Consider the following 16,748-nt stretch of genomic DNA (forward strand, 5'->3'; position numbering starts at 1 on the left):
AGCTGTCGACGGCAGTTAGCGCTTTAGCGCTTACTGCCGTCCCATGCAAAGCTGTCGACGGCAGTTAGCGCTTTAGCACTTACTGCCGTCCCATGCCTCGAAACCCACGCGCGCCGAACCCGCCCTTGCGCGCGCTTCTTCACATGACCCGCTTCCTACTTCGAAGCCCACGACGAAAAACGCTGCTCCAGTTCGTCGCCATGATCCGTCCAGAACGACAAATTCTGCAGAACAGCGTTCTTGCCGTTGGCCGGCGAGTTCGGCAGGTTCGCAAGCGTCTTCGCGTCGAGCGCCTTGATCGCCGCCACGTTCACCGGACCATAGGCGATGTGGTGCGCGTAGTCCTGCTGCGGCTTCGACGAAATCGTAAAGGCGATGTACTTCTCGGCGAGCGCCTTGTTCGGCGAGCCCTTCGGAATCCCCCAATAGTCGAGGTCATAAATGCTGCCATTCCACACGACCTTCAGGTTCTTGCCTTCTTTCTGCGCGGCATCGATCCGGCCGTTGTACGCCGTCGACATCACCACGTCTCCGGCCACGAGGAATTGCGGCGGCTGCGCGCCCGCTTCCCACCACTGGATGTTCGGCTTCAACTCGTCGAGCTTCTTGAATGCGCGGTCCTGACCTTCCTTGGTCGCCAGCACCTTGTACACGTCTTTCGGTGCAACACCGTCGGCCATCAACGCAAATTCGAGGTTGTAACGCGCGCCCTTGCGCATCGCGCGCTTGCCGGGGATCTTCTTCACGTCCCAGAAGTCGGCCCAGCCTGACGGCGCAGTCTTCAGCTTGTCGGCGTTATACGCGAGCGCCGTCGACCACACGAAAAAGCCGACGCCACAAGTTTGCGGCGCCTCCGGAATCAGATCCGATTTCTTGCCGATCTTCGACCAGTCGAGCTTCTCGTACAAACCTTCGTCACAACCTCGGCCGATGTCGCCCGATTCGACCTCCACCACGTCCCAGTTCACGTGCTTGGCCTCGACCATCGCCTTGACCTTGGCCTGCTCACCGTTGTATTCGACAGCGGTCACCTTGCTGCCGCTCTGCGATTCGAACGGCTGGTTGAAGGCCGCCTTTTGTGCGTCCCCGTTCGCGCCGCCGAAATTCACGACCGTCAGTTCGGCCGCATTGACCTGCGCCGCGCCGAGCGCGAGCGCCACAGCACCGACAGCGACGGCGCAGCGCGATTTCCCGATCTTGTTCATGGTGTGTTGCTCTCCTTTGGTGGTGGTTTCAAGCATCATTCATGCGACTTTTTTATGTGCTGCTGACCGCTCTTCTCATGCAATCATGCGCGCGTTTCACGCAATCACGCCCCCGCGAATACCCGCAGATGCTCGGGCGCAAACTCGAGCGCGACGGGCGAGCCAGGTGCGAACGTATTGAGTGCATCGGTGCCGAGCGGCACCTTGACGAAGCACTCGTCCTGTTGCGGCAAGCCGCAACGCATGCGCACGTGGTCGCCAAAATAGATGAGTCCACGCGCTTCGCCGCTGAGCGCATTGGCGCCCGCCCGTGCCGCGCCGTTGCCGTGACTCGCGAGCTTCATGCGTTCAGGACGGATGCACGCGACTGCCGGCGTGCCCGCTCGCGCGCCGCCGATGTTGCGGCCAGTCAGCCGCGTACCGTCGACGAGGTGAAACTCGCAATACTCTCCGTCCACGTTTGCGATCGTGCCGCGCAGCTTGTTGCTGTCGCCGATGAAGTTCGCGACGAACTCGTTGCACGGCGATTCGTACAGACGGTCCACGGTGTCGAGTTGCTGCACGATGCCTTTGTCGAACACGGCGACGCGATCGGACATGGTCAGCGCCTCGCCCTGATCGTGGGTGACATACACGAACGTCACGCCGAGCTTCTCGTGCAGCGACTTCAGTTCGTATTGCATGTGCTCGCGCAGCTGCTTGTCGAGCGCGCCGAGCGGTTCATCCATCAGCACGAGCTTGGGCTCGAACACGAGCGCCCGCGCGAGCGCGATGCGCTGCTGCTGCCCGCCAGAAAGCTGCGCCGGATATCGCTTCGCGAAGCTTTCCATGCGCACCATCTTCAGCGCGTTATTGGTGCGATGAGCACGCTCGTCAGCCGATAGCTTGCGCACCGTCAGCGGATACGCAACGTTCTGCTCGACTGTCAGATGCGGAAACAACGCATAGTTCTGAAACACCATGCCGATGTTGCGCTTGTGGGGCGGCACGGTATTGAGCAACGTGCCGTCGAGCCAGATCTCGCCGCCGGTGGGAAATTCGAAACCCGCGAGCATCATCAGGCAGGTTGTTTTGCCGGAACCCGACGGCCCAAGCAGCGTCAGGAATTCGCCCTGATAGATGTCCAGATCCAGTTGTTTGACGACCAGCGTTTCGCCGTCGTACGTCTTGCGCACGCCTCGAAAGCTGACGATCACTTCATCCGTTTTCATCGCCGTAGTCTCCTCTGCCTGTCCGGCCGGCTGCCTTCAATAAGCAGCGGGCTTGCATCGATTGCGTGGCCCACTATAGACCGTTACGGTTCTACAATATGGAACCATTTCATTATTCCGGATAGAACCACTTGGATACGATCATCTTGTCGGATTGGCTCGCCGCCAGGCTTGATCGCGCGGCCGCCGAGCCGATCTACCGGCAGACTTTGCGGTTGATGCAGCAGGCGATCCTCGCCGGCCAGTTGCCGCCGGGCACCAAGCTGCCAAGCTCGCGCACGCTTGCCGAAGACCTCGGTATCGCGCGCAATACGGTGCTGCACGTGTACGACCAGCTGACCGCCGAAGGCTATGTGATCTCGACCACGGGCAGCGGGACGTATGTCGCGGACACGCAGCCGGACACAGCCGCCGTCAACGCGCGGCGCAAGCCAGCGGTCACGGCGGTGGACTCGGAAGGCAAGCCGGTCGCGGTTCCGGGCAAGACGGCGAAGCGCGATCTGAACGATCTGTCCAATCGCGGCCGGCGCCTGATCGGTCAGGCGGGCGTGTCTGCAAAACAGTGGGGCGCGTTCATGCCCGGCGTGCCCGATGTCGCCGAATTTCCGGCTCGAACCTGGAGCCGCCTGCAAGCGCGCTTGTGGAAAGAAGCCAATCCCGATCTGCTGACCTATGCGCCGGGCGGCGGCTACCGGCCGCTGCGCCGCGCGTTGTCCGACTATTTGCGGGTCGCGCGTTCGGTGAATTGCACGCCGGACCAGATCATCATCACTACGGGTATTCACCAATCCATCGATCTCGCGGTTCGATTGCTGACCGACGTCGGCGACCGCGCGTGGGTCGAGGAGCCGTGCTATTGGGGCGCGCGCAGCGTGCTGCAGTCGTCGGGAATCACACTCGTTCCGGTGCCGGTCGACGAAGAAGGCCTCAATCCGCGCGAGCAGGATTTGCAGCAGCCGCCGCGTCTCGCGCTGGTCACGCCGTCGCATCAATATCCGCTTGGAATGGTGATGAGCCTCGCGCGCCGCCGCACGCTGCTCGAATACGCGCGCCAGCACAACGTGTGGATCATCGAAGACGACTACGACAGCGAGTTTCGCTACGGCAGCAGGCCCCTAGCGTCGCTGCAGGGTCTCGACGACGCAGGTCAGGTGATCTACGTCGGCAGTCTCGGCAAGATGCTGTTTCCCGGCTTGCGCATGGGCTACATGATCGCGCCGGAGCATCTCGTCGACACATTCCGCATGGGCATCGCCGAGCTTTATCGCGAAGGTCAGTTGATGCAGCAGGCGGTAATGACAGACTTCATCATGGACGGTCATCTCACCTCGCATGTCCGGCGAATGCGAGCGTTATATGGTGAGCGCCGGCAGATTCTGATCGATGCGATAACGGCGCGGTTCGGCACCGAACTGCCCGTTATGGGCGACGAGGCCGGTTTGCATCTCGTGCTCGGACTGCCCGATCATGCCGACGATCGCGCGGTTACGGCGGCAGCGTTCGACGCCGGCGTGATCGTGCGGCCGCTCGCGAGCTACTACAGCAGCGATCCGCCCGCCATGCGCGGACTGCTGCTCGGCTACGCGTGCGTGCCGAACGAAAAGATCGGACCTGCGTTCGACACGCTCGCGCGCGTGATCGAGCAGACGGCGCTGAAGAAGCCGACGCGCGCGGCCTGAGGGCGATGCAGGAGGAGCGCGCGAAGGCGTCGCTTACTTCAGCCCAAAGTCGACTCGCGTCGTCGCACCTTTGTCGTTGATGCCGTCTGCGTCCAGCTTCGGCGCGACGATAAACACGCGGCTGCTGTCGATCTTGCCGTCCAGATACTGCTGCACGCTCTGCGCCCGCTGTTGCGCGAGCTGCCGCAAACTGGCCTCGTCGATCGGCGCGTTGGCCGCGAGCGCGCTCTTCATGTCGTCGTCGGGCATGCTCTTCGTCAGGCCGACGAAATTGCGCGGCTTCTTGAAGTCCGCGGATTTATAAGCCTTGGTCAGGTACTTGTCGTATTCCTTCGGATCGACAGTGACGCCCGACAAGTCCACGCTCTGGCCGTTGCCCACTACGTCCTTGATTTTCTGCTGTTTGACGAGGCGATCCACATAGCGCGCGCGCAATGCGGGCTCGTCGAGTTTCGGATCCACGCGGCCAATCAGGTCCATTTTGATCGACGGTTTGGAGCCGAGCGCCTTCACAATCGTGTCGAGCTTCTTGTTGTCGTCTTCCGTGAGTTGCGCCGAGCCCGGTTCGAATTCCACATAGCCCAACTCTTCGCCACTTCCGCCGAACGCATGGGCAATCAGTGAGAACGGCGCGGTGACCGCCTTTTGCAGCAGATTGAGCACCGCATGCCAGATCAGCCCGCCAATGCTGAACTCGGGATTCGACAACGAGCCTGACACGGGTAGATTCACATCGATTTCGCCGCGCGAATTCTTCAGCAGCGAAATGGCGAGCCGCACCGGCAGTTTGGTCGCCGTGTCGTTTTCGACGTGATCGCCGAACGTCAGCTGATCAATGAACAAATGGTTGTCCGCGTTCAGCTGATCGTTCTCGAGCTTGTAATGCAAATCGACGTTCAACTTGCCCTTGGTGATCGGATATCCGGCATATTTCGCGGAATACGGCGTGAGATTAGTCAGTTCGATGTCGTGCGCGCTTGCGGTCAGATCGAGCGCCGGCTTCGCAATCAGCGGATTGACCGTGCCGCGAATGGACAGCGGACCGTTGGCCGCCAGCTTCGCCGCGATCTCGACAGGCGCAGACGTGGTTGACTGTGTACCGAACGCGCCTACTGTGCCTTGAATGCCGACCAGGTTCGCGGTGTAGTTCGGCTTGATGAAGTTATCGGTGTACGTTACACGGCCTTGCTGCAAGACGAGTTGGCCGAAATGCAGCCTGACCGGATTTTGCGGAGGTGTCGCAGCCGTCACTGTCGCGGGCGCGGCGGACGAAGCCGGCGCAGACGCGGAGGCCACCACCGGCGCCGACGAGTTGACGACAGCCGACGCCGTGGGCGGCGTCAACGGCACCGGTTCGGCACCGCCCTTGTTGTTCTTGTCGCGCGTGAGCGACTGCGCCGCGCCGCTTTCGTGCGCGACCACGTCGGTGAGATTCAGCTTGCCTTGTGCGTCGAGCAGCACGCGGCCATAGAACCTTGTGAAGGTGACGCGTTCCGCGTCCACCGACGTGCCGTGCTCGTCGTAATCCGCTTTCAGCTTCGACAGCGCGAGCGACCGCCATCCCGCGAACGGGTCCGAGGTTGCCTTGTCGAGCATCCGAACGTCGACAAGCGCAACGTCGCCGCGATAACTCGCCTTCAACGACTTCGCCTGGCTCAACGCAAGATCGCCGCTGGCATTGAGCAGCGCGCTCGCGATTGCAGCGTTCAACCTGCTGCCGAAATACGGTTCGAAAGCCGCGGCGTCGAGCCGGTTCGCGTTCACCTTGACGGCGACCTTCGGCGGCGTTGCGGTAACGTCGCCCTTGATGTCGAGCGTGCCTTTCCCATTCAGCGTGGCTTGCAGTTCGACCGGCAGCGGGCGGCCGAGGTCGTTGCTGATCTGCTGCACTTTCAACTGCAGCGGCGTGATGCCAAGTTTCACCGGCTGCGGCGTGGTGTTGTCGGTGAAATTGGCTGTGGCGTCCTTGACATTCAGTTCGCCGATCTTGTAGCGCCACGCCGGTCCTTCGGCTTGTGCTTTCTTCGCCGCATGAATCGCCGTGCGCGTCGGCTCGGCTTCATGAGCCGCCCCGAGCGACGCAAGGTTGATGCTGCCGTCTTTAAGGCGTTGCACGTCGACTGCGAGGCCTGTTGTGTCGACACTCGTGACGTCGGCCGTGCGGGCATTCAGGTCCACCTGCTTGACCTTCACGCTGCCTTGGGCGAGCGCGATGAGCGGCTCTCTACCGCCGCGCGCCGCCACTTTCAACGAACGCATGTCGAGTTGCGTATCCGCGATCATCACGGCAGCCGGCGACTTTGACCAGTTCGCGCCGATATTCGCCGTCGTGGAAAGCGCGCCGTCCGTCACCTGCGCTGTGGTCGCGGCGTCGAGATACGGTTGCAGCAGCGGCAAATTCAGTGACTTGACGTCGAGCTTCGCGCTCGCGGTCTTAGCGGCGAGGCTCAATGCACCCGCCACGCCGAGAGACCCGCCGCTGCGCTTCAAGTCGGTATTCAGCGTGTAATGCGCGGGCGCGGTGGCCAGCGTGGAAAAATCGGTCAGCGTGACAGCGAGCTTTTCCAGACCGACGTCGACGGGGCGCGACGCGGCTTCGTCTCGCACGTTCACCGTACCGTCATTGAGCACAAAACGTTTGATCGAGAGATCGAGCGGCGGTGCAGGCTTCGTGGCGTCTTTCGTGGCGTCGGTCTTTGCGGCACTGTTCGCATCGCTTGCGCTCGATGCCGCCGCCGGCGCGCTCGCCGACTCAGCTACCGCTTTTGCAGCGGCCGGCGCGGGTGCGAACATCCGCTCCACGCTCAGCACGCCGCTTCTGTCACGCGCGAGATTCGCGCTTGGCGCGTCGATACGAATGTCGTCGAACTGGTAGAGGCTTTTCAGCGGTTCGAGCGTGCGCGCGGCGACATGCACGGCGCGCGCAGCAAAAAACGGCACCTTGCTCGGGTCCTGCACATTCACGTCGTTCAGATCGACGGTGCCGGCAACGCGCAGCGTCGGCGCGTCGTTCGACATGACGAAGTTCAGTTTCAGATCGGTAGACAGCTTGCCCGACTGCACGATCACAGGCAGCTTTGTCGGCACGTACGAGATCAGGCGCGGCACGTCTAGCCCGTCGAAGCGCAACGACACCTCCGACTCACGCGACGCAGAGAACGGCTTCGTCTTGCCGTCGATGGCAAGCGGACTGCCGTCGATCCGCGCGCGCAGCAACGGCTCGACAAAAATATCGGTTTTGGAAGGCAACGTGGCGATAAACGGAATGCCGAGCTTCCATTGATCGATTACGTGAGTGGCGCCGAGCAGTTTGTCGTCGAATGTGATCTGGCCGTTCTCGAGACGAATGTTCGATACAGAAAAGAGCGTCGGCTTGGTATCTGGCGTGCTCGGCTGCTTCGAAAATTTTTCGATCAGATCGGTGAAATTAAAGCGCTGCGCGTCGTAGCGAACCACATGGAAGCGCGGCGAGTCGAGCTGAACTTCGTCAATAATCGGCGCTGCGCGAAACAGCGAACTCCACGACGGCTGCACGATGAGCCGCTCGATATCCACGAAATTGCCGGCACCGCCGCGTTCGCCGATATGTACGCGGTCGGCTTCCAGTTTGAGCGTGTAGGGATTAAGCGCAATGCGGCCGATAGTTGCGGGCCGGTCGAGCTGCTTGCTGAGTTGCTGTTCGGCGATGTGGCGAATCAGCGGCGGCGCCGCGAAAAAGCCCAGCAGACCGAACAATACGATGAAGATCAGCAGACCTGTAATGACGCGCCGTGTGCGCCGCGATTGCGCGACGTCGCGCATGGTCCGCATGGAAGAGGCGAATGATGCTTTATTGATGCTTGCCATGCTCGGTTTTGGGTAATGCGGCGGCAAGCCCGCCGCTAAACGAAAATCCCGCAAGCGGCAGTATAAGTCGTGAATCTTTCGTGGGATATAAATGTAAGCTGAGCTTACACAATTGCTCGCGCGATAGAGCCGCGCGTCCGTCACTCATATGCTGCCGTGACGGACGCGCTGATCGGCCTTCGAATCTCCCGGACCAGCGTGCAGCAGACTCGTGCGAATTACTGACGCACGACGGCCGGCGGTTGCCAGGTGCCGTCGGTGGCTTGAGGCTTCGGCGCGTACAAACGCAGCACCAGTTGCAGATCCGCGCGCGGCGCCGGCAGCCAGTTGCCGCCCTTGCCGCGTGTGGACGACACGGTCACGTCGAGCGATCCGTCGCGATTGCGGCGCGCGCCGTTGCGATCGCCCACCGCAATACGCGCCGGCGCACTTTCGCCGAGGGCGCCGTCTTTCGTGTAAGCGGTGATCGACCAGAAGCCGCGCACCGGCGGCAACTGATTCGGCTCAAAGTGAATGACGTAGCGATTCGCGCCGTTGAGTGCGTGACCGTCGCTGTCCTGAGTGACGACCGCTCGCACTTCGTCGTCTTTGGTGCCGATGCCGGGCTGCGCGTAGGCGGCGTATGCGCGCAGTGCGTAGTCGGGGCCGTAGTTGCCCACGCCATCGCCGAACCAGCTCCAGCCATTGCCGGTCAGCAAGTTCGACGGCGGCGTGACCACGCGTTCGTGACCATCGGCGAGCCCGGCTGCAATTGCCTCCGATGCGCCAGGCAGCTTGACGGGCTGGTCCGGCGTCACACCAAGGTCGGAGAGGATTTTCAGCGCATGCGGATCGGCAGGCTCCGGCGGGTTGTCGGCCAGCGCCTGCGCGAGCCGGCTGAAGAAGCCGTTCGCGTCGAGCGCGGCGACTTGCGCGGCAGGCGTGCCCGATGCATTCGCGGACGCGGCCGCATCGGCACTGCTACGCGGCGGCGTAATCGACGCCGAACGCGCGTCGCCCGCATAGACGGAAAGCGGCGCGACGCGGATCGCCCGTTGCAGCTTGCGAACCGCGGTCAGATCACGCGTGCCGTTCGACTGGATGCGCACGCTCACCCATGCGTTGCGGGTCGGCACATCGACGCGCTTCACGTTTTTCGGCAGATCGCCCTGCCAACCCGGTCCGACGAAGGCGATGGCTTGAGCCTTGATGCCAGCCGCGCGGGTGGCGAACTGATCGCTCGTCGACCAGACCACGTTGGTCCACATGTCGAGCACACGAGCGTCGACGTAGCGGCCATGCGAATCAGGCAGCGCAATGATCACGGGTTCCGCGCCGACATCCAGCCAGCCGGTCGAATCCAGCGTATCGAGGCTCGGCTGCATCGGATTGGCCGCGCCGATGGGCGGCAGCGCCTGCGCATGGCGCAGCGTATTGAGCGGCGCCCGGCCGGGGTCGGTGCCGACTGCCGCGTCGCGTGCGACGCCCATCAATACCAACGGATAGCCGAACACGTATGAGTCGGCGACTTCGTCCTTGATCCAGCCAGTGGATTTTTGCGTCGTGGAAGGCGTCGACGCGCAACCGGTGAGGAATGCGAGGCCTGCGACGGATGCGCAGGTCCAGTAATTCGAAAACAGTGCTCGGCGATTTTTTATCATTCGTTCAGTGGGCGGAACATGCTGTCCAAAGGGAGACGCCGGCGCGAGCGCAACGGTGCTCGCGCGGTCTCCCAAAACCCAGCGCAGCCAGTCCGCGTCGCATCGCCGACAACATCGCGTTGTATCGTATCCGCGCTTCTCAGGCAAGCGCAAAGGCGTGAATAGCATTTTGTTTCCGAAGTGCGGCGCGATTTCCGGTAACGACGGCTCGCCCCTGTTCCGGAACGTCTCGAAGTCGCGTTTCAGGCATGAGCTTGACCTTCCCATCATGGGAAGGTCGATACTAGGCTTCATCATGCCGCTCAATGCCGTCGCCAGCCTGCCCACCATGACCGAACTTGCCACTGCTCCACACGACGCCGACGCCACCCCGACTCGTACCGCCGAACTCGAAATCGGCGGGATGACCTGCGCCTCTTGCGCGATGCGCGTCGAGAAGGCGCTGGCGAAGGTGCCGGGCGTCGCCTCCGCATCCGTGAATCTGGCCACCGAGACCGCGAGCGTCAATCTGACTGCAGCCGCAGCAGCCGCGTCGGACGCGCTGATCGCCGCCGTCAAGAAAGCCGGCTATGAAGCCGCGCTGCTCGCACCGCCGGACGCAGCGCCGGATGCAGCGCCGGAACTGGCCGATGCCGACGTTGCGAGCGCTCCCGAAACGACCGCTGGCGCCGCCGTCCCTACCGCCGCCGAGCGCAAACGCAGCCAGACGCGTCGCGAACTGGTAGCCGTGCTCGTCTGCGCGTTGCTGACGTTGCCGCTCATCGTGCCGATGCTGGGCGAATGGTTCGGCGTGCACGCGATGCTCCCGCCGTGGCTGCAATTCGGCCTCGCGTCGATCGTGCAGTTCGTGTTCGGCGCGCGCTTCTATCGCGCGGCTTACCGCGCCGTGCGCGCCGGCGCCGGCAACATGGACCTGCTGGTGGCGCTCGGCACGTCGGCGGCCTATGGCATCAGCGTGTATCAATTAGCCACTCATCCGGAAGACGCGATGCATCTTTACTTCGAAGCGTCGGCCGTCGTCATCACGCTGGTGCGCTTCGGCAAATGGCTCGAAGCGCGCGCCAAGCGCCAAACCACCGACGCAATCCGCGCGCTGCAGGCGCTGCGTCCCGACCGGGCCCGCATTCGCGTCGGCGCGGACGAGCGCGAAGTGCCACTCGCGCAAGTCAAGGTGGGTACCGTCGTGATCGTGCGGCCGGGCGAACGGGTCCCGGTGGATGGCGCGGTGCTGGAAGGCCGCACCCACATTGACGAATCGCTGATTACCGGCGAGAGCATGCCGGTGGCCAAACAGACGGGCGACGCGGTGACCGCCGGCTCCATCAACGGCGAAGGCGCCATTGCCGTCACGACCACCGCGATCGGCGCCGAAACGACGCTCGCGCGGATCATTCGCCTCGTCGAGAGTGCGCAGGCGGAGAAGGCGCCGATCCAGCGGCTCGTCGACCGCGTCAGCGAGATTTTCGTGCCGGCGATCCTGGCCATTGCCGCGCTCACGCTGATCGGCTGGCTGTTGGCCGGCGCCGGCGGCGAAACGGCGATCCTGAACGCGGTCGCCGTGCTGGTGATCGCCTGCCCCTGTGCGCTCGGACTCGCGACGCCCGCGGCGATCATGGCCGGAACCGGCGTCGCGGCGCGCCACGGCGTGCTCATTAAAGACGCCGAGGCGCTGGAAACCGCGCATCGAGTAAATGTTGTTGCGTTCGACAAAACCGGCACGCTGACGATCGGCCAACCGTCGGTGACAGCGTTCGAACCGGTCGGCAACATCGGCCGCGATGAAGCACTGGCGCTCGCCGCCGCTGTGCAGCGTCAAAGCGATCATCCGTTGGCGCGAGCCGTCGTCAAGGCACATGAAGCGGCGGCGCCCGGTGCGCGAGTGCTTACTGCGAGCGCCGCACGGGCCGTTGCCGGTCGCGGCGTCGAAGCGGACGTCGAAGGCCGCGCGCTAGCGCTCGGCAGCGCGCGCTGGCTTCGCGAACTTGGCATCGGCCTGTCGCCGGAAGCCGAGGCGCGCGCCCGCGAACTCGAAGCCGCGGGCAATACCGTGTCCTGGCTCATGCAGCGCGATTCACAATCGGGCGTCGCGCTCGCGCTCATCGCATTCGGCGACACGGTAAAGCCGACGGCGCGCGCCGCAATCGACAGGCTCCGGGCAATGGGCGTCAAAAGCGTGCTCGTCACCGGCGACAACCGGGGCAGTGCGGCGAGCGTTGCAAAAGCGCTCGGCATCGACGAATTTCATGCGGAAGTGCTGCCGGACGACAAGGCCCGCGTGATCCGCGACCTGAAAATGCGCAGCGCGGGCATCGTCGCGATGGCCGGCGACGGCATCAACGACGCGCCCGCACTGGCCGCCGCCGACATCGGCATCGCCATGGCGACCGGCACCGACGTCGCCATGCATGCAGCAGGCATCACATTGATGCGTGGCGACCCGGCGCTCGTCGCCGACGCGATCGATATTTCTTGCAAAACCTGGCGCAAGATCCAGCAGAACCTGTTCTGGGCGTTCGTGTACAACCTGATCGGCATTCCGCTCGCCGCTTTCGGCTTGTTGAACCCGATGCTGGCCGGCGCGGCAATGGCGTTCTCCAGTGTCAGCGTCGTCACGAATGCGCTGTTGTTGCGCACGTGGCGGGCGAAGGTTTGACGCCAAGGCGCTCGCCACGAGCGCCTCACTATTACAGAAGGCTTCCACTTTCCTAAAGAAAGCGTCGATTGCGGCCGTAAACCAGACACGTTGCCGGAGAGTGCCTCCGCACTAGCCGTGCCTCGTTTGTCCCTCTTTACTCCGCATACGCCCATGGAATTTCTCTCTTTGCGCCGCGCCAGCGTCGGCGCCCGGCTCGCCGTTCTGTCATGCGTGCTGGTGGCGTTGATTTTCGCCTCCTTCACTTGGGCGCTCACGCGCAGCGCCGGCAAGCAGGTCAGCGACCAGGTGCTCGAGCGCATCGCCGAAAAGGACCGCTCGATCGCCGCGATGATCACGTTGTTCGACAAGGCGTTGTCTACCGAAGTCGACCGCTCGACGTCGATGTTCGCGAGCTTCCTGCCCACTACCTACACGCTCGACGAAACGCAGAAGATCGACGTAAACGGTGTGGCCACGCCCACGTTCAAGGCCGGCGACAAAGTCCTGAACATGGATTTCAGCATTCCCGACCAGTTTCTCGAACGCAGCGGCGCAGTCGCGACCATCTTCGCGCGCACCGGCGACGACTTCGTGCGCGTGACTACATCGCTGAAGAAACAGGACGGCTCGCGCGCGATCGGCACGCTGCTCGACCGCAAAGGGCCGGCTTACGCGCTTCTCGTCGCGAACAAACCTTATACGGGGCTCGCAGCGCTGTTCGGCAAGCGCTGGATCACGCAATACCGGCCGGTTACCGATGCAAGCGGCCGTGTGATCGGCGCGCTGTTTGTCGGCGTGAACGTCGATCAGGAAATCCAGCAGGTCGAAGACGGCATTCGCAACCTGAAGATCGGCGACAGCGGGTATTACTTCGTGCTCAACGCGTCGAAGGGCCCGGATCGGGGCAAGCTGATCGTGCATCCGGCCGCCGCCGGCCAGGCCGCGGACAATGCGAACGCGCCGTATCAGCAGATGCTCGACATGAAGGAAGGCCGGCTGGAATACAGTTCCGCCGACGCCACGCTCGGCGAGAAAGGCGGGCGCAGCAAGTTCGTTTCGTTCATCACGGTGCCGGAGTGGCAATGGCTGGTAGGCGGCATCGCGCCGCGCGACGAAGTAATGGCCGATATCACCGCCACGCGCAATCGCTTCCTGGTACTCGGCTTCGTGCTGGTTGGCGTGTTCGCGGTCGTGTTCCTGTTTGCGGTGCGGCGCCTCGTCAGCCGGCCGCTCGATGAAGCCGCGAAGGCATCTGAGCGCTTCGCCTCGGGCGATCTGAGCGTACGCGTGGCGAAAAGCGCGAGCAGCCGCGCCGACGAGATTGGCCGCCTGATGCGCTCGATCGACGGCATCGGCGAAGGACTTGCACGCATTGTTTCGCAAGTGCGCAGCGCGTCCACCGATATGTCGCACGGCACCGAGAAGATCGCCACGGGCAGCGGCAACATTGCGTCGCGCATCGCCACGCAAGCGAGCAGCCTTGAAGAAACGGCAGCGAGCATGGAGCAGATCACATCGACGGTGCAGCAGAACGCCGACCACGCGGCACAAGCGAACAACCTCGTCACGCGCGCTGCGGACGCGGCGCTCGAAGGTGGCCGTGCAGTGGAACGCGTTGTGTCGACGATGGGCGAGATCAGCCGCTCGTCGCAAAAGATTGCGGAGATCACGAGCGTGATCGAAGGCATTGCGTTCCAGACCAATATTCTTGCGCTGAACGCAGCCGTCGAAGCCGCCCGCGCGGGCGAGCACGGCAAAGGCTTTGCGGTGGTCGCCTCCGAAGTACGCGCGCTCGCTCAGCGCAGCGCGGCTTCGGTCAAGGAGATCGAAGGTCTGATCGCCGAATCGACGGCGACCGTGCAAAGCGGCTTCCAGATTGCCGAGCAGGCCAGCACGACGATGCAAGGCATCGTTCAGCAAGTCGGCCAGGTCCGCGCGATCATGGGCGAGATCAGCGTTGCGTCGCGCGAACAATCGGGCGGAATCGAGCAGGTGAACCTCGCGGTCACGCAGATCGGCGAAGCCACACAGCAGAACGCGACGATTGTCGGCGAAGCGGAAGACGCGGCTGCCGAACTACGGGATCACGCCGCGCGTCTTGCGCAAGTGGTCAGCGTCTTCAAACTGGAAAGCGGGCGGGACTGAGTCGCCGCGGATCGCGGTCGGGTTGCAGAAGCGTCGGCCGTCAGAATTCGACATCCAGTTCGTCGATCTCGTCGGCTTCCTGCTGCGCGTCCGCGATCCATTGCTGCATGTCGGGCAGAGCCATGATGCGCTGCCCGTATTCCGCGATATGCGGTTCGAGCTTCACGTCGTATGTCACGAAACGCGTCACGACCGGCGCATACATGGCATCCGCAGCAGTGCGCTCGCCGAACAGGAACGGACCGCCGTACTGTTCCAGACACTCGTTCCAGATAGTCACGATCCGGTCGATATCCGACTGCGCGCGCGCCCAGACCTTGAAGTCGGGGAAGTGCGCCTTGAGGTTCATTGGCAGCGCGGAGCGCAGCGAAGCAAAACCCGAATGCATCTCGCCGCAAATCGAGCGGCAATGCGCTCGCGCGCGAATGTCTTCCGGCAGTAATACTGCTTTAGGCCTGACTTCGTTCAGATATTCGGCGATGGCGAGTGTGTCCCAGATCTTGATGCCGTCGTGAAACAGGCAAGGCACGAGAATCGACGGAGACAGAAGTAGCAGTTCGGCGCGCGCCGCCGGGTCGTCGATGGGCATCACGATCTCTTCGAACGGCAAGCCGCTGAACCGCGTCAGCAGCCAGCCGCGTAGCGACCACGACGAATAATTCTTGCTGCTGATGGTGAGCGTGGTATTCGCCATACGTATCCCCTCCTGATGAGGCGTTCAACCGACGCCCGACGGTACACATGCACGCTGCCGTGCGCCGTTGCACCAAAGCGCGGCAAATCCGGACCGCTTTCACGACGCGCGCAAATGCTATGCCAATGTGCCGCCGCAGCTGTTGCGTGCAAACGCAATGGCATGTGACTTGCCTTCTATTCGGGCTCCTTCATTTCAACGCTCGCGCGCGGATGCATGAACCTGTTCGCCTATCCAACCTATCAAGCGTTCGCGGACATGATGCTGCCCATGCGTCACGGCGCGGCGCTGATGAACCGTTCGCTCGACACGTGGCCCGAGTTCGGCGCGACTTCGCATGGACGGTCGCTTCGCGCGGCTTGCGATCTGCTGACGCTCGCGGGCCTCACGCCCGTAAGGCCACCGTTCGAAATCGACAACGTGATGATGGACGGCAAGCCTGTTCCGGTCGTCGAGGAAGTCGCGGCGCACACTCCGTTCTGCTCACTGCTGCACTTTCGCAAGCAGACGACGGTGCCGGCGCCGCAGCCACGCGTGCTCGTGATCGCGCCGATGTCGGGCCATTTCGCGACGCTGCTGCGCGGCACCGTGCGCACCATGCTCGCCGAGCACGACGTCTACATCACCGACTGGCATAACCCGCGCGACGTACCGCTGAGTCAGGGCCGCTTCGGGTTCGACGAATTCGTGCAGCACGTGATCGACTTCACCGAAACGATCGGACCTGGCGCGCATCTGCTCGCCGTTTGTCAACCGACCGTTGCGGCGTTAGCCGCCGTCGCGCTAATGGCCGCTGACGACAATCCCGCGCAACCCGCCAGCATGACGTTGATGGCGGGTCCGATCGACACGCGCATCAATCCGACGCGGGTCAACGAACTGGCGAAAAGCAAACCGATCGAGTGGTTCGAGAGAAACCTGATTAGCGCGGTACCGTTCGGCTTTGCAGGCGCGCATCGGCGCGTCTATCCGGGATTCGTGCAGCTGAGCGCGTTCATGTCGATGAATCTGACCCGGCATCTCGACTCGTTCGAAACCATGCATTACGAACGGGCCAAAGGAGATCCGGCGAAAGCCGACACGATCTTCTCGTTCTACGAAGAATACTTCGCGACGATGGACCTGACCGCCGATTTTTATCTGGAAACCGTCGATACGGTTTTTCAACGGCACGCGCTGCCGTTAGGCGAACTCACGGTGATGGGCCGGCCGGTCGATCCGTCAGCAATACGCCGTACTGCGTTGCTTACCGTTGAAGGCGAAAAGGACGACATCTGCGCGGTCGGGCAAACGCTCGCCGCACAGGACATGTGCGACAAGTTGCGGCCTTACCTGAAGACACATCATGTGCAGACCGGTGTCGGGCATTACGGCGTGTTCAACGGACAGCGCTGGGAGCGGCAGATTTATCCGCGAGTGCGGGCCGTGATTTACGACAACGAACCTCGCGCCGTGCTGGTGAGTTCGCATGCGCGTACGATCCGGCCGGTGCCCGCCGCCGCGGCCGTTGCCGCCGAACTCACGGCCGCGGCGCCAGTTGCGTCCGCGGTGGATTCCGTCGAACAGTTGGATGCGAAAGCGGTGGTTGTACCAAATGCGCAGGATTCGGGGGAAAGCAGCGCTGCCGCTTCGGCCGCGAAGCCGCGGGCATCGCGTCGACGGCCGCCCGCAGCGCGGTGAAAGCCCGCTCGCA

9 protein-coding genes are annotated in these 16,748 nt (G+C 63.1%); 4 read left to right on the top strand and 5 right to left on the bottom strand.

All coding sequences use genetic code 11. The features are described 5' to 3' along the window. Window positions 1-155 precede the first annotated feature (155 nt). Both H281_RS0118075 and H281_RS0118080 read right to left on the bottom strand, forming a co-directional pair. Window positions 156-1,205 carry an ABC transporter substrate-binding protein gene (locus tag H281_RS0118075; RefSeq protein WP_020068557.1) on the bottom strand — a complete coding sequence of 350 codons (1,050 nt, stop codon included), beginning with the start codon at window positions 1,203-1,205 and terminating at the stop codon, window positions 156-158. A 104-nt stretch (window positions 1,206-1,309) separates the two neighbouring features. After that, entirely contained in the window at window positions 1,310-2,416 is a 1,107-nt protein-coding gene (locus H281_RS0118080; protein WP_020068558.1) for an ABC transporter ATP-binding protein, read from the bottom strand. A 131-nt stretch (window positions 2,417-2,547) separates the two neighbouring features. Here H281_RS0118080 and pdxR point away from each other — a divergent pair, with 131 nt between their 5' ends. Beyond that, a complete protein-coding gene (gene pdxR, locus H281_RS0118085) occupies window positions 2,548-4,095 on the top strand; it encodes a MocR-like pyridoxine biosynthesis transcription factor PdxR (protein ID WP_020068559.1) in 1,548 nt (515 codons plus the stop codon). Window positions 4,096-4,128: 33 nt separating this feature from the next. Here pdxR and H281_RS0118090 read toward each other — a convergent pair whose 3' ends face one another. Then, the gene (locus H281_RS0118090; RefSeq protein WP_027804722.1) at window positions 4,129-7,941 is read right to left on the bottom strand and encodes a DUF748 domain-containing protein; all 3,813 of its coding nucleotides are present in this window, start codon (window positions 7,939-7,941) and stop codon (window positions 4,129-4,131) included. Window positions 7,942-8,159: 218 nt separating this feature from the next. Beyond that, window positions 8,160-9,581 carry a DUF1254 domain-containing protein gene (locus H281_RS0118095; RefSeq protein ID WP_020068561.1) on the bottom strand — a complete coding sequence of 474 codons (1,422 nt, stop codon included), beginning with the start codon at window positions 9,579-9,581 and terminating at the stop codon, window positions 8,160-8,162. A 328-nt stretch (window positions 9,582-9,909) separates the two neighbouring features. On the opposite strand from H281_RS0118095, the gene H281_RS0118100 reads away from it, so the two are divergent. Further along, window positions 9,910-12,234 carry a heavy metal translocating P-type ATPase gene (locus H281_RS0118100; RefSeq protein WP_123282696.1) on the top strand — a complete coding sequence of 775 codons (2,325 nt, stop codon included), beginning with the start codon at window positions 9,910-9,912 and terminating at the stop codon, window positions 12,232-12,234. Between the two features lie 153 nt (window positions 12,235-12,387). Then, on the top strand, window positions 12,388-14,361 hold the full coding sequence (locus tag H281_RS0118105; RefSeq protein WP_020068563.1) for a methyl-accepting chemotaxis protein: 1,974 nt from the start codon (window positions 12,388-12,390) through the stop codon (window positions 14,359-14,361). Window positions 14,362-14,401: 40 nt separating this feature from the next. Here H281_RS0118105 and H281_RS0118110 read toward each other — a convergent pair whose 3' ends face one another. After that, complete coding sequence (locus H281_RS0118110; RefSeq protein ID WP_020068564.1) at window positions 14,402-15,055, bottom strand: glutathione S-transferase family protein; 654 nt, start codon at window positions 15,053-15,055, stop codon at window positions 14,402-14,404. Window positions 15,056-15,271: 216 nt separating this feature from the next. Between H281_RS0118110 and H281_RS0118115 the strand changes: the two genes are divergently transcribed. After that, a complete protein-coding gene (locus H281_RS0118115) occupies window positions 15,272-16,735 on the top strand; it encodes a polyhydroxyalkanoate depolymerase (RefSeq protein ID WP_020068565.1) in 1,464 nt (487 codons plus the stop codon). Window positions 16,736-16,748 lie beyond the last annotated feature (13 nt).

Origin of the sequence: Paraburkholderia caledonica (genome assembly GCF_000383275.1) — a bacterium.
In the GTDB taxonomy this organism is placed as follows: Bacteria; Pseudomonadota; Gammaproteobacteria; order Burkholderiales; family Burkholderiaceae; genus Paraburkholderia; species Paraburkholderia caledonica.